Here is a 14,219-nt window from a genome sequence, read left to right on the forward strand (position 1 = left end):
TTTAAGCCCTTGATCTTTTGTATAATAAAAGCATCATGAACAAAAGCTTAAAAGCTGCAGAAAAGGATGGTGCTTATGAGCAAAAACAATGAATTGTTAAGTCTGCTGACCAGACGGATCAAGGAAACTGCTGACTTGATCAAGGACAAAGACGCGGATGCTTTGCTGGTTTTCAACCGGGCAAACTACCGCTACTTGACCAACTTTACAGGTGAAGAAGCCCAGCTGATCATTACCAAAAACGGCGACCGGGTACTTCTGTCAGACTCCCGTTTTGCCCCGCAAATCGAAGCCCAGGCTGTGGGTGAATTGAAGGTGGTCATGAAGCATGGACGCGAAGCTGCTGAAATCGCGGCAGAAGTCAAGAAACTGGGGGTCAAGAAGCTCTTAGTCGAAGCAGAATTCGTTTCTGCTTATGAATATGACGCGATCAAGGCCCAGCTGCCAGATGTTGAGATGGTCATGGCTGCTGAAATCGTGGAACGGGTCCGCAATGTCAAGGATGACCTGGAACTGGCTACTCTCAAGAAGGCGGTTGAAATTTCGGAAAGAGCATTTGAAGAAGTTCTGCCAATGCTCAAGCCGGGTGCCAAAGAAAGAGACGTGGGCGCCAAGCTCGACTACCTCTTCAAGTTATACGGCGGCGACGGCCCGGGCTATGACTCAATCATCGCTTCCGGTCCGCGGTCTTCCTGGGCTCACGGGGTGGCCAGCGACCGCTTGATGCAAGAGCATGAACTGGTCGTAATTGACGCGGCCGCCTCATACAACGGCTACACCGCCGACATTACCAGAACTTACGCTTTGGGCAGCGTGGAAGACGAACTGGAAAAGATCTACAAGATCGTTTTGGAAGCCCAAAAGCGGGGGATTGCTGCCGCCGTTGTCGGGGCAACTGGCAAGGATGTTGACCAGGCAGCCCGCGGCTACATCAATGACGCTGGTTACGGGCAATACTTCGGTCACGGGATTGGCCACGGGATCGGCCTGGAAATCCACGAAATGTGCCAGCCGGAATTTTTGTTCAGCCAGACGACCCTGGAAAATGGAATCGTGCACACGGTTGAACCAGGCATCTACCTGCCGCAAGGCGGGGTTCGGATCGAAGATGATATTTTGGTTAACGGCGACATGCCGGAAGTTTTGTCAACTTTGCCAAAGGACGAACTCATTCACCTGTAAGATTATTTTTATGGTAAAATTTAGTGTTTATTGGTACAATTTAAGATGTAGAAATGGGGGATTTACCAGATGACAATGATTTCTGTTAACGAATTCAAGAACGGCCTCACGATCGAATACAACAACGACCTGTGGCGTATCGTTGAATTCCAGCACGTAAAGCCAGGTAAGGGTAGTGCCTTCGTTCGTTCAAAGCTGAAGAGCTTGCGGACCGGCGCTGTTCAAGAATACACCTTCCGTTCAACTGCCAAGGTTGAAACGGCCGACATTCAAACCCGGCAAATGCAATACCTTTACAACGACGGTTCAAGCTATGTCTTCATGGACACGGCAACTTACGAGCAATTGGAAGTGCCGAACGCCCAGATTGACCAGGAAGCCAAGTACCTGAAGGAAAACATGATTGTGAACATTATTTCCCACAATGGTGAAACCTTGGGTCTGGACCTGCCAAACACGGTTGACCTGGAAGTCGTTGAAACCGAACCAGGCATCCGCGGCGATACCTCATCAGGTGGTGGTAAGCCAGCTACGATGGAAACCGGTTTGGTTGTCACCGTGCCATTCTTTATTAACGTTGGTGACGTGCTGACGATCAACACTAGTGACGGTTCATACGTATCACGTTCTAAGTAGTAGTTTTCGAGGTGGAAAAATGGCTGATAATTCAACAATCGTTTTAAGCGGCAATGATGAGGGCGATCAAATCAAGATCGACCTGCAGGTACTCGAAGTCATTCTGGGCATTTCTGCTCAGAAGGTCGACGGCGTTGCCGGGATGCGCGGTGGCTTGAAGTCAGGCTTGAGCCGTGTCTTTGGCCGCGAGGATCGGGGCAAGGGAGTTGCCGTCTCTGTTGATGAAGACGGCGAACTGACGGCTGACGTTTACGTATATCTCAAGTACGGCGTCAACGTGCCAGCTGTTGCGGGCAAGATTCAAGAAGCTTTGAAGCAGCAGCTGACTCAGATGACGGATATGAATTTGAAGTCAATTGATGTTCATGTCGTTGGTCTCGTCTTCCCTGAAGATGAAAAGAACTTTGAAGATGCTGATCAACCATTATTCCCCGATCAAGAAGAAGATAAGTAATGAATCAACACGATAGTCGAAGAATTGCACTGCAAGCCATTTATCTGTACAACCAGGATCCCAGCTTGACGGCCAGTGAATTGGAAGATAATGTCAAGTCTGCTTTGGACTTGGATACTTTGCCGGCCTACAGCAAGGAACTGGTCAGCGGCGTGATCGACAAGCAGGCTGAACTGCGTGACAAGCTTTCCGCTAACTTGAAGCAAGGCTGGCGCTTGGAGCGGTTGAGCAAGACCAGCTTGGCGATTTTGGAAGTAGCCCTGTACGAAATGCTGTACAGCCCGGTTATTGAAGACCGGTCAGCCATCAACGAGGCTTTGAATTTGTGTGACGAGTTTGATGACCCGAAGTCAAAGGCCTTCATCAATGGCATATTGGCAAACTTTGTGCAAGAATAATCTTTAAGCCGGCGTTTTGCCGGCTTTTTTTCTTAAGGAGGCAATTTTGGGAGAAATTTTGGACGGGAAGAAGCTGGCCCGGGAATTAGGCGAAAAGTTAGGCAGCGAAGTGGCTTCCTTAAAAGAACACGGAGTCAGCCCTAAACTCTGCGTAATCAATATTGGTGATGACCCGGCCAGCAAGGTCTATGTCGCCTCCAAGAAACGGAAGGCTGAGAAACTGGGGATCAAGCAGCTGGTCTACCAATTGCCGGCTGATGAAAGTGAAGAAGATGTATTAAAGCTGATCGACAGCTTGAATGCCGACCCGGAAGTTTCCAGCTTGATGGTCCAATTGCCGGTTCCCCCGCAGATCAATGCTGACCGGGTAATCGAAAGAATCGATCCAGAGAAGGACGTTGACTGCTTGACTCCGGCTAATATCGGCCGCCTTTGGCAGGGCAAGCACTTTGTTGAACCAGCCACGGCTGCCGGCATTATTGCCCTCTTAGACCACTACCAAATTGACTTGACTGGCAAAAACGCCGTGATCGTCGGCCGGTCAAATATTGTTGGCAAACCTCTGGCCGCCTTGATGCTGGAAAGAAATGCTTCTGTTTCAATCCTGCACTCCCGCAGCCGGAACCTGGCTGACTTGACTAAGCGGGCCGATATCTTGGTCTGCGCGGTTGGCAAGGCGGAAATGATCAAGGCTGACATGGTCAAAGAAGGTGCCGTGGTGATCGATGTGGGCATCAACCGGGTAGACGGCCGCCTGGTCGGCGACGTTGATTTTGATTCCGTTAAAGAAAAGGCCAGCTGGATCACGCCAGTGCCCGGCGGGGTTGGTCCATTGACGGTAGAGTTTTTAATGGAAGAAGTCATTAAATTGACAAGGAGACAGCATGGACTCGATTAAGGGGACTGAAGAAAAGTACTTGACTGTCAGTGAATTAAATTGGTATGTCAAGCAGAAGTTTGACCGAGATCCCTACCTTCATCAAATTTTTCTCCAAGGGGAATTGTCGAATTTCCGCTTCCGCAGAGGTGGTCACCAGTACTTTTCTTTAAAAGACGACAAGTCTAAAATCAATGTGGTAATGTTCCGCGGTGATTTTGAGAAAGTCAAGTTTGAGCCTGAAGAAGGGATGAAGGTCTACGTGACCGGCCGCCTGTCAACTTATGAGGCCCAGGGCAGCTACCAGTTTTATGCCAAAAGCATGGAACCAGCCGGCTTGGGGGCCTTGTTTGAGCGCTTCAAGCAGCTGCAGGAGAAACTGGCTAAAGAAGGCCTTTTTGCCCAAGAGCACAAGCGGCCTCTGCCCCTTTTTCCAGATAAGATCGCGGTTGTGACTTCAGCCTCTGGGGCAGTCATCCACGACATCATGGTAACGGCTAACCGCCGCTTCCCGCACGCTGAAATCGACCTTTTCCCGGCCCAGGTGCAGGGAGAGGGCGCGGCCGGCAGCCTGGTTTCCGCCATGCAGCAGATTCAAGTCCGGGCAGATGAATATGACGTGCTCATTATCGGCCGGGGTGGCGGGTCGTTAGAAGACCTGTGGCCTTTTAACGAAGAAGAAGTGGTCCGGCAGGTTTACGCCATGAAAATGCCGGTGATTTCCTCAGTTGGCCACGAAACAGACACGACTCTTTGCGACCTGGCCGCCGATTGCCGGGCAGCTACGCCAACAGCAGCCGCTGAAATGGCGACGCCGGATCTGACCCGGGTCCTGGCTGAGATCGGCCAGCTGCAGACCAGGCTTTTGACTGATATCCGGGCCGTTATTCAGGTCCGGGCCCAGGCTTTGGCCCAGCTGGAAAATTCTTTTATCATGAAAGAACCCCAGCGCCTCTATGAGCAGAAAATGCAGCAGGTCGACCAATTGTCCCAGCAGCTGAACCGGATGATGGAAGTTATTGTCAAAGACCAAAGCCAAAAGCTCAGCCTTTTGACCCAGCGCCTTCAGCACCAGGCTCCAGACCGGCGGATCAAGCAGCTCAAGCAGGAAAATAATTACCTGGCCAAGAGCCTGGAGCTGGGGATCAAGCGGATTCTGGAGCAAAAGCAGGCCGCCTGCCGGCAGGCCGTCCAGCAGCTGGACGACTATAGTCCTTTAAAGACCCTGGCCCGGGGCTACAGCTACACGACTGACGCAAGCGGCACCGTGGTCAAGTCAGTTCAGCAATTGTCGCCAGGCGACCAGGTTCGCCTGCACTTAAAGGATGGCCAGGCGATCGGCCGGATTGAAGAAATTAAGGAAGAAAAAAATGACTGAAAAGAACAATTTTGAAAGTCAGCTCAAGGAGCTGCAGGAAATCGTTGGTCAGCTGGAAAATGGCCAGTTGTCATTAGAAGAATCATTGGCCCAGTTCCAAACTGGGGTCAAGCTGAGCCGGGAATTGAAGCAGGAATTGACCAAGGCGGAGAACACCGTGGCCAAGTTGATTGAATCAGATGGCAGCGAGAAGGAACTTGACCCAACTGATGCCTCAGCGCCAAAGGAATAAGATCATGACAACTTTTAAAGAATTTCAAGCTAAGTACACGCCGATAGTCAATGATTTTTTAAAGGGGCAACTGCCAAAGGAAAGCGATGACCCCCGCTTTGCCGAAATCATGGCTTATTCAGTCATGGCCGGGGGTAAGCGCCTGCGGCCCCTGCTTTTTTTGGCAACTTTGGACGCCTTGGGCATTGAAATCACGGAAAAAGAAATCCAGGCAGCCTGCGGCATTGAACTGATCCATACCTATTCTTTGATCCACGATGACCTGCCGGCCATGGACAATGATGACTATCGGCGGGGGAAATTGACCAGCCACAAGAAGTGGGGCGAGGCTGAAGCTATCTTGGCTGGGGATGCCCTCCAGCCCTTAGGCATCCAGTGGATCGCCCAGGCTGAACACAACTGGAAGCTGGTCGAGATCATCACTGAAGCAGTGGGTCCTAAGGGGATGGTGGCTGGCCAGTACCTGGACATCGACACCACCAACACTGAAGACAGCAGCGAAGAAGTAATTGACCATATGGAATGGCTGAAGACCGGCTGCTTGATTTTGGCCAGCGTCCAGATGGCCACGGCTTTAGCCGCTTGCCCAGACCAGCAGGCCCAAAAGTACCTGGCCTTTGCCAAGCACTTTGGTCGCTCTTACCAGCTCTATGATGACCTGGTAGATATCGTTGAAAGCCAGGAAGAAGCGGGCAAGGCGACCCATAAGGATCAAGAAGTTGGCAAGAACAACAGCTTGACCATGCTGGGGGCTGAAGCAACTAGACAGGAGCTCAAGCAGCTGATTGAAATGGGCAAGGCTGATCTGGCCGGGGAAAAGGCAGAAGTTTTGCTGGGCTTTTTGGATTTGTATCAGAAGGTGCTTTAATGGCAAGTAAAGAACGCGCGGACGTATTATTGGCCGCCAAGGGAATTTTTAACTCCAGAACCCAGGCGCAAAGAGCCATCATGGCGGGGCTGGTGACTGACCATAACCACCAGCGGATCGACAAGGCCGGGGAGAAGTTTCCGGTTGATGAAGAATTTTTCATTAAAAAAGACAAGCTCAAGTATGTTTCCCGGGGCGGCTTCAAATTAGAAAAAGCGGTCAAGGTCTGGAATATTGACTTAAAAGACAAGATCTGCCTGGATATTGGGGCTTCAACAGGGGGCTTTACCGACGTGGCCTTGCAAAACGGGGCCAAGCTGGTCTATGCCTTGGACGTGGGCTACAACCAACTGGCCTGGCAGCTTCGGGATGACCCCCGGGTGGTGGTGATGGAGCGACAGAACTTCCGCTACTCGGTTCCAGCCGACTTTACCGAAGGCCTGCCGGACTTTGCCATGACGGACGTGTCCTTTATTTCCCTGGACTTGATCATGCCGCCAATGTATGAAATCTTGAAAGACCAAGGGGATGCCGTCTGCTTGATCAAGCCCCAGTTTGAGGCAGGTCCGGAAAATGTCGGCAAGCACGGGATTGTCCGTGACCACGCGGTTCACCAAGCCGTGATTGAACACACCATGGTCAAGGCCCTGGAAATCGGCTTTTCCATTTTGGGCGTTGACTATTCGCCAATCAAGGGCGGCAAGGGGAATATTGAATTTTTGATTCACTTGAAAAAGGACCAGGCAAATCCAGGGCAGAATCTCTGGTCCGGCTCAGTCAGCGAGCTGGTTGACCGGGCTGCCCAGGGGCTGTAGAAAGGATGCTGTGGGACGCTTATGCTTGTGGAATTGGATATCCAAAATTTTGCCATCATTAAGAGTCTGAAAATCAAGTTTCAGCCGCAAATGACCGTCTTGATCGGGGAAACCGGGGCCGGCAAGTCCATCTTGATCGATGCACTCTCCCTTTTGCTAGGCCACCGGGCCCAAAAAGAAATGGTCAGATCTGGCCAGAGCAAGGCAGTAGTGACCGGCCTTTTTACCCTGCAAGACGATGAAATGCGGGAAGTTGAGCAGATTGCGGCTGATTACGGCCTGCCGATGGACGGCGATGACTTGATCATCAGCCGGGAGATCTCCAGCAAGGGCCGCAACGTCATCCGGATCAACGGGCAACTGACCACCATCACTGCTTTGGCAAAAATCGGCGAGTACCTCGTCGACATCCATGGCCAAAATGACCAGCAGATGCTGATGGACCAAAGCCGGCAGATTGACCTGGTTGATGAATACGCGGGCAAGGACTTTAAGCCCCTTTTAGCCAAGTACCAAGCTGAATACCAGTCCTGGCTGGCCCTCAACCAGCGCCTGGAGCACTTGCGCCGCGACAGCCGGGAACTGGCCCAGCGCCAGGACATTCTTCAGTTCCAGGTCGAAGAACTCACCCAGGCAGATCTGACGGATGAACATGAAGACCAGGATTTGGAAGATGAGTTCAACAAGCTGAACAACTACCAAAAGATTGCCGAATCCGCCAACTTCATGATCCAGCTTTTTGACGACGACGAGCACGGCTTGACCAGCCTGCTGGGGGATGCCCAGGGGACGGCAGAAGACTTAGCTGACCTGGACAAGGACTTCAAGAACGTGGCCCAGTCCATTACTGACGGGGTATATTCGCTGAGCGATGCCCGTTCAGAACTTGGCGACATCATGGACAGCCTGGAATTTGACGAAGAGCGCTATCAGTATGTGCAAAACCGCCTGGACCTCTTAAACAACTTGAAGAAGAAGTATGGTCCAAGCCTGGCTGACGTCTTTAATTTTTATGAAAAAGTCTCCCAGGAACTCAGCCAGTTTGAAACTGGCGGCCTTGACGAGGAAGAACTGGTCAAGCAGATTGCAGCCGTTGAGGAAAAAATGTCAGTCCTGGCTAGCGACCTCCACCAGGCCAGAGAAGCTACAGCCTTGAAGCTGGAAGAAGCAATCAAGCATGAACTGGCCGATCTGTACATGGACAAGGCCCGCTTCTCCATCCGCTTTGCTAAGACCGACATTTTCACGGTCAAGGGGACGGACGACCTGGCCTTCTACATCGCGCCAAACCCAGGCGAAGAATTGATGCCTTTGGTTAAGATCGTTTCTGGCGGGGAACAGTCCCGGCTGATTTTGGCCTTGAAGGCTATCTTCTCCCGGGTTGAACCGGTCGGCACCATGGTCTTTGACGAAATTGACACCGGGGTTTCCGGCCGAGTGGCAGCGGCTATCGGCAAGAAGATGCACGCAATTGCCGGCCAAAAGCAGGTTATTGCCATCACTCACTCTCCGCAGGTAGCGGCCAGTGCCGATCACCGCTTTGCTATCGCCAAGACCGTTGCAGAAGGCGAGACCTTTACTCAGGTCAAGGAGCTTGATGAAGACAGCAGCGTCAAGATGATCGCCCAGATGATGGCCGGTGCCAATGTCAGTGAGGCAGCTGAGCAAAACGCTGCTGACTTGATTGCCAGCCAGCAACAAGATTAAAAAACAGCTAGAAGAAATAAGCAAAAAATTACTCTCTTGCCAAAAGGCAAGAGAGTTTTTTGCATGCTAATGGGAAGAAAACATAATTTTCACTTTATCCGCAGGTAAAAATTATTGACAATGGATAATCTCTATTTTAATATGATTTTAAAGAAGTTTCCAGAAAAAGTGATGTGTTTCTGGAAACAGTGTAAAATCTGCAAGAAAGAGAGGACGAAAAAATGAGATCCATAAAAAATAAAGCGCCGCTGGCTTTGGCGGCCCTGTCAATGGTTATGCTGACTGCCTGCGGTAAATCCAGCAGTCAAGGCAGCAAGAAGCAGGAATTCTCTTGGTCAGCTTCAGCTGAAATTTCGACCATCGACATGTCCAAGGCCAGCGATACCGTCAGCTTCGACCAGCTCAGAAACACGATGGAAGGCTTGTACCGGACTGGCAAGAACGGCAAGCTGATGCCAGGCTTAGCCACCAGCAGCACCGTTTCCAAGGACGGCAAGACCTATACTTTTACCCTGCGCAAGTCCAAGTGGAGCGACGGCAGTCCGGTTACAGCCAAGGACTTTGTCTATTCCTGGCGAAGAACGGTCGACCCCAAGACGGCTTCAGAATATGCCTACTTGTTTGAAGGCATCAAAAATGCCACGGCAATTACTGCCGGCAAGAAGCCTTTATCCAGCCTGGGTATTAAGGCAGAAGGCGACTACAAGCTGGTCGTGACTTTGGACCGGCGGATTCCATACTTCAAGAATTTGATGGCCTTCGCCCTCTTCTTCCCGCAGGCGGAAAAGGCTGTCAAGAAGTACGGGTCAAACTACGGGACAGCTTCAAAGTACATGCTTTATAACGGCCCGTATGTTCAAAAGGGCTGGACGGGTTCCAACCTCTCCTGGAAGATGGTCAAGAACAAGTACTACTGGGACAAGAAGAATGTCAAAATCCAGCAGATTGACTGGAGCGTGCAGAAGACGCCGTCAACTGCCTACAACCTCTACCAGTCAAACAAGCTGGACGCCCTCAGCCTGGACTCTTCCCAGACCAAGCAACTGTCTAAAAAGCCTGGCTTCCAGCTGATTAACAACGGTGGGACGGCCTATCTGCAATACAACCTGCAAGAAGACAAGAACCTGGCCAACGTCAACATCCGCCGGGCAATCTCTATGGCGATTGACCGCTCTGGTCTCTGCAGCACTTTAGGCGGCAACAACCAGCCAGCCAAGACCTTTACGGCCAAGGGCGTAATGTATGTCGGTGACAGTGAATACACCAGCGGCGTTGCCAAGAGCTCAGAAGCTTACAACAAGTACAGCAAAACTGAAGCCAAGAAGCTCTTTAATAAGGGCCTGGCAGAACTGGGCAAGTCATCCATCACGATTTCCATCATGGCTGATGACACTGATTCCGGCAAGAAGACGGTTGAAGCCCTGCAGAGCGAATTAACTCAGACTCTGGGCAAGATCAAGGTTGAAACCACGACCGTGCCGTTTAAGACCCGGATGGCCCGCCGGGAAGAAGGGAAGTTCGACGTCATGGTTTCCACCTGGATCGCCGACTTCAACGACGCTATTTCCTTCCTGGACCTCCTGACCAGCAACAACAGCAGAAACTACGGCAAGTGGTCTAACAGCGAATACGACCGCTTGATCGCTGATTCCAAGACGACCGGCGACAGCAGCCAGCGGGTGAGCGACTTGCAAAAAGCTGAAGCCATCTTACTTGAGGATGAAGGGATCACCCCAATCTACTACATCTCAACTGCTTACTTGATCAGACCGGAAATCAAGAACGTCTATAACGACAACCTGGGCGGTTGGCAGTTCAAGTACGCCAGCGTAAAGTAACGAAAGATAAACAAGAACATAAGTGCAAAAAGAGTCTGGAGAAAACAGACCCTTTTTTGCTTTAAGGCAGCTCAACTGTTAAAATGTCATTAATGTCAAGCAGGTAAAAAATCTTGTTGTCGGCGTCACGGAAAACGAAGCGGCTGGGTGAAATCCGCTTAGTGATCTTGCCGACCCGCCAGCTGCCATCATTCAAGGTGACCAGAAGATACTGCCTTTTCAAGAAGGCCAGCTGCAGCTTGGCTAAGTTAACGGCCAGGCTGTCGCCGCGGAGGGTGAGCCGGTCTTCGTCATAGGCAAAGAGATAATGAAAGGCCTTCTTGAGGGGCTGGGCGGCTTGTCTGGCAAAAGTTTGAAATTGGGACATGATGAAGACTCCTTTAAGTAAATAATTTTCGAACGCCTGTTTGTAAACATATTATACGAACGAATATTCGAAAAAGCAAGCCCCTTTTTTAAAAAAGCTTTTTTCGGCCTTAAGACTTGATCAGAAGGCGCTTATGGTCCAAAATAGAATTACTAGTCAAAAAAAGGAGCTATCATGGCAGATAAAGGATTACTGTTGGTTTTGTCCGGCCCGTCCGGGGTTGGCAAGGGAACCGTCAAAAGCGCAATTGTTGAACACAAGGTCTTTCCCTTCGAATACTCAGTCTCAATGACTACCCGCAAGCCCCGTGAAGGCGAAGTGAACGGGAAAGACTACTACTTCGTGACCAGAGAAGAATTCAAGCAGGCCATCGCTGACAATCAGCTGCTGGAATACAACGAATACGTTGGCAACCTTTACGGCACCCCTTTGGGTCCGGTCAAGGAAATGCTGGCTGCCGGCAAGGATGTTCTGCTGGAAATCGATGTCAACGGGGCCAGAACGGTTCGCCAACAAATGCCAGATGGCGTCTTTATTTTCTTGACGCCGCCTGACCTGCACACCTTAAGAGACCGGCTGGAACACCGGGGCACTGAATCCGAAGACGTGATTCGGGGCAGAATTGCCCAAGCGCGCAAGGAAATTCTGGTGATGCAGGACTATGACTACGCGGTAGTCAACGACACTGTTGCTAACGCCGTCAACCACATTAAAGCAATCGTTGACGCTGAACACGTCAGCGTCAAGCGCGTGATCGACGATTATCGGAAAATGGTTAAGGAGGACTAAGATGAGAATTACCTATCCATCAATTGACAAGCTGCTAGATGAAATCGATTCAAGATACTCACTGTCAGTTCTGGCTGCCAAGCGGGCTCACGAATTGGAAGCCGGCAAGCCGGGCGCTTTGGACAACTACCACAACTTGAAGCCAGTCGGCCAAGCATTGGAAGAAATTGCTGCCGGCAAGGTAACGATTGACGTTGAACCTCACGGTGAAGCCGAAGAATAATCCTTGAAGAGGAGCGGACCTGAAGCCCGCTCCTTTTTTAGCGTTAAGAAAGGGGTGAAAGACTTGATCGCAGAAGTTATCGTCGATGTGGCCGCCCATCAGACCGACCGCGTTTTTGAATACCATATCCCTGATGGCCTGGAAGCTGAAGTTGGCAGCCGGGTGGTAGTACCTTTTGGCCGCCGCAAGGTCCAGGGCTTTGTCGTTGCCGTGAAAAAAAGCAGTGACTTTACCGGCCAATTAAAGGACCTGCTTTTAGTGGTCGATGAAATGCCACCTTTGACTCCCGAGCTGGTTGCCTTGTCCAGCGACTTAGCCCAGCAGATTTTTGCCTACCGGATCAGCATCTTGAAAACCATGCTGCCGGGCGTCATGCGGGCCAATTACCGGAAAATCCTCCTGCCAAACAGCCAGCGGGCAGAGCAGCTGCCCCTTTTTGCCGGGGATCCGGTAGATTTGGCTAAGCTGGAAGAGCCGCGCTTGATCAAGCTGGTCAAGCAGCTCCTTGACAAGGGGGATGCCAGGATTGAATACCTGGTTGAAAACAAGGCTAAAAAGAAGCTGGTTTCGGTCTACTATCCTCTGTTAACTGCTCTTGATTACCAGGAGATTTTTGCAAAAAGCAGGAAGACGGCCAGCCAGCAAAGGAAATTGCTGGTCGATTTGGCCGAGAACATGGCTGACTATCCAAAAAGCCGGGAGCAGTTGACCGGCCTGGGCATCAGTTCAGCTACTTTGAAAACGGCTGTCAGCAAAAAATGGCTGCAGGAAAAAGAGCAGGAAAAATACCGGCGGCCAACCAAGCCGGTTGCGCCCAGCCGCCCCCTGGACTTAAATGACGAGCAGGCCGCGGCCTTAAGCCGGGTCAGCCAGGACATCAAGGGCCGGGTCAGCCAGACCTTTCTTTTGGAAGGGGTGACCGGTTCCGGGAAAACCGAAGTCTACCTGCAGGCGATCAGCCAGACTTTAACCTTGGGCAGGACAGCCTTGATGCTGGTGCCGGAAATTTCCCTGACCCCCCAGATGGTCAAGCAGGTTCAGGCCCGCTTTGGCCAGCAGGTGGCGGTTTTGCACTCGGCCTTGTCGGAAGGGGAGCGCTATGATGAATGGCGCAGGATCCGCCGGGGCCAGGCCCAGGTGGTCGTGGGTGCCAGAAGCGCGGTTTTTGCCCCTTTGGACAATCTGGGCTTGATTATTATCGATGAGGAGCATGAAGGCTCCTATAAGCAGGACAATAATCCCCGCTACCATGCTCGGGACGTGGCGATTTGGCGGTCCCGCTACCACCACTGCCCCTTGATTTTGGGCAGCGCGACTCCGTCTTTGGCCAGCCGGGCCCGGGCCCAAAAGGGCGTCTACCAGCTTTTGCGCTTAAAAAAGCGGGCCAAGAGCCAGCCCCTGCCGCGAGTCGACTTGCTTGACTTAAAGCACGTGCAGTTTGCCGGCAGCCAGTTTGACATCTCTTGTCCTTTGGCTGAGGCGATTCAAAAGCGGCTGGAGAAAAAAGAGCAGGTGATTCTGCTTTTAAACCGGCGGGGCTTTGCCAACTTCATGCTCTGCCGCAATTGCGGCTTTGTTTTGAAGTGCCCCAACTGCGACTTGTCCTTGACCATGCACAAGGATACTTGGACCATGCAATGCCACTACTGCGGCTACCAAGAAGCTGTTCCGGAAATTTGCCCAAACTGCCGGGACCGGCAGATCCGCTTTTTAGGAACGGGGACGCAGAAGGTGCAAGAAGAGCTGGCTGAGCTTTTTCCTCAAGCCAAAATTCTCCGCATGGACGTCGACACGACCCGGAGAAAGGGCAGCTATGACAAGATTTTGACCAGTTTTGGCCAGGGAGAAGCCGATATCTTGCTGGGCACGCAGATGATTGCCAAGGGACTGGACTTCCCCAACGTGACTTTGGTTGGGGTGATCAATGCCGACACCGGCTTGTGGCTGCCCGACTACAATGCTTCTGAGCGGACTTTTGAATTGCTCACGCAAGTTGCTGGCCGGGCCGGGCGGGCTGATAAGGAAGGGCAGGTCATGATCCAGACTTATAATCCGGACCACTATGCCATCCGCCTGGCCCAAAAGCAGGACTATGAGCTTTTTTATGCCAAAGAAATGCAGGTCCGCCATGCCGGCGACTACCCGCCTTACTTTTACACGGTCTTAATCTCCGTTTCGGCCAAAAATGAGCAAAACGCGGCTAGGGAGGCTTTTAAAATCAAGCACCAATTGCAAAGAGAGTTGCGGGCGCCAACCATTATCCTTGGTCCGGCTCCGGCAACAATCAGCCGCTTAAAGAGCCAGTATTATTACCAAATACTGGTAAAATATAAAAGAGAAAAACACTTAAATGAGCTCTTGCACCAGATCCAGGACCAGGCCCAGGAAGTGAAAAAGTACGGCCTGACTGTTGAGATCGATTCAGAGCCAGAGAGAATTATGTAAAGGAACAATA

General features: G+C 51.5%; 15 protein-coding genes. 14 read left to right on the top strand and 1 reads right to left on the bottom strand.

What is annotated here, in order from left to right:
- Positions 1 to 75: 75 nt before the first annotated feature.
- From ACYVUV_RS03590 to ACYVUV_RS03640, 11 genes are all read left to right on the top strand, one after another.
- Positions 76 to 1,182, top strand: a complete 1,107-nt coding sequence (locus tag ACYVUV_RS03590) for a M24 family metallopeptidase (RefSeq protein WP_484498994.1) — start codon at positions 76 to 78, stop codon at positions 1,180 to 1,182.
- A gap of 69 nt (positions 1,183 to 1,251) precedes the next feature.
- A complete protein-coding gene (gene efp / locus ACYVUV_RS03595) occupies positions 1,252 to 1,818 on the top strand; it encodes an elongation factor P (RefSeq protein ID WP_035174949.1) in 567 nt (188 codons plus the stop codon).
- A gap of 19 nt (positions 1,819 to 1,837) precedes the next feature.
- Positions 1,838 to 2,272: an Asp23/Gls24 family envelope stress response protein gene (locus ACYVUV_RS03600; protein ID WP_004560645.1), complete on the top strand. Its 435-nt coding sequence runs from the start codon at positions 1,838 to 1,840 to the stop codon at positions 2,270 to 2,272.
- Entirely contained in the window at positions 2,272 to 2,670 is a 399-nt protein-coding gene (gene nusB, locus ACYVUV_RS03605) for a transcription antitermination factor NusB (protein WP_439774698.1), read from the top strand. Before ACYVUV_RS03600 ends, nusB begins: the two co-directional genes overlap by 1 nt.
- 46 nt (positions 2,671 to 2,716) lie before the next feature.
- Positions 2,717 to 3,568: a bifunctional methylenetetrahydrofolate dehydrogenase/methenyltetrahydrofolate cyclohydrolase gene (locus ACYVUV_RS03610; protein ID WP_439774699.1), complete on the top strand. Its 852-nt coding sequence runs from the start codon at positions 2,717 to 2,719 to the stop codon at positions 3,566 to 3,568.
- Positions 3,555 to 4,925 carry an exodeoxyribonuclease VII large subunit gene (gene xseA / locus ACYVUV_RS03615; protein WP_439774700.1) on the top strand — a complete coding sequence of 457 codons (1,371 nt, stop codon included), beginning with the start codon at positions 3,555 to 3,557 and terminating at the stop codon, positions 4,923 to 4,925. Before ACYVUV_RS03610 ends, xseA begins: the two co-directional genes overlap by 14 nt.
- Positions 4,918 to 5,157 (top strand): exodeoxyribonuclease VII small subunit, encoded by a 240-nt coding sequence (locus tag ACYVUV_RS03620; protein WP_002879682.1) that lies wholly within the window; start codon positions 4,918 to 4,920, stop codon positions 5,155 to 5,157. Before xseA ends, ACYVUV_RS03620 begins: the two co-directional genes overlap by 8 nt.
- A gap of 4 nt (positions 5,158 to 5,161) precedes the next feature.
- A complete protein-coding gene (locus tag ACYVUV_RS03625; protein WP_439774701.1) occupies positions 5,162 to 6,025 on the top strand; it encodes a polyprenyl synthetase family protein in 864 nt (287 codons plus the stop codon).
- Positions 6,025 to 6,840 carry a TlyA family RNA methyltransferase gene (locus tag ACYVUV_RS03630; RefSeq protein WP_439774702.1) on the top strand — a complete coding sequence of 272 codons (816 nt, stop codon included), beginning with the start codon at positions 6,025 to 6,027 and terminating at the stop codon, positions 6,838 to 6,840. The genes ACYVUV_RS03625 and ACYVUV_RS03630 overlap by 1 nt, the downstream gene beginning before the upstream one ends.
- Positions 6,841 to 6,861: 21 nt before the next feature.
- The gene (gene recN / locus ACYVUV_RS03635) at positions 6,862 to 8,547 is read left to right on the top strand and encodes a DNA repair protein RecN (RefSeq protein WP_439774703.1); all 1,686 of its coding nucleotides are present in this window, start codon (positions 6,862 to 6,864) and stop codon (positions 8,545 to 8,547) included.
- 221 nt (positions 8,548 to 8,768) lie between these two features.
- Positions 8,769 to 10,385 carry a peptide ABC transporter substrate-binding protein gene (locus tag ACYVUV_RS03640; RefSeq protein ID WP_439774704.1) on the top strand — a complete coding sequence of 539 codons (1,617 nt, stop codon included), beginning with the start codon at positions 8,769 to 8,771 and terminating at the stop codon, positions 10,383 to 10,385.
- A 61-nt stretch (positions 10,386 to 10,446) separates the two neighbouring features.
- Here ACYVUV_RS03640 and ACYVUV_RS03645 read toward each other — a convergent pair whose 3' ends face one another.
- Entirely contained in the window at positions 10,447 to 10,752 is a 306-nt protein-coding gene (locus tag ACYVUV_RS03645; protein ID WP_439774705.1) for a hypothetical protein, read from the bottom strand.
- Positions 10,753 to 10,926: 174 nt separating this feature from the next.
- Here ACYVUV_RS03645 and gmk point away from each other — a divergent pair, with 174 nt between their 5' ends.
- The 3 genes from gmk (at position 10,927) to priA (ending at position 14,209) form a co-directional block, all read left to right on the top strand.
- The gene (gmk, locus tag ACYVUV_RS03650; RefSeq protein WP_300616186.1) at positions 10,927 to 11,541 is read left to right on the top strand and encodes a guanylate kinase; all 615 of its coding nucleotides are present in this window, start codon (positions 10,927 to 10,929) and stop codon (positions 11,539 to 11,541) included.
- A 1-nt stretch (position 11,542) separates the two neighbouring features.
- Positions 11,543 to 11,764, top strand: coding sequence for a DNA-directed RNA polymerase subunit omega (rpoZ, locus tag ACYVUV_RS03655; protein ID WP_439774706.1), 222 nt, complete (start codon positions 11,543 to 11,545; stop codon positions 11,762 to 11,764).
- A 63-nt stretch (positions 11,765 to 11,827) separates the two neighbouring features.
- Positions 11,828 to 14,209, top strand: coding sequence for a primosomal protein N' (priA, locus tag ACYVUV_RS03660; protein WP_439774707.1), 2,382 nt, complete (start codon positions 11,828 to 11,830; stop codon positions 14,207 to 14,209).
- Positions 14,210 to 14,219: the final 10 nt, after the last annotated feature.

This window comes from Lactobacillus sp. WILCCON 0149, from assembly GCF_057197965.1.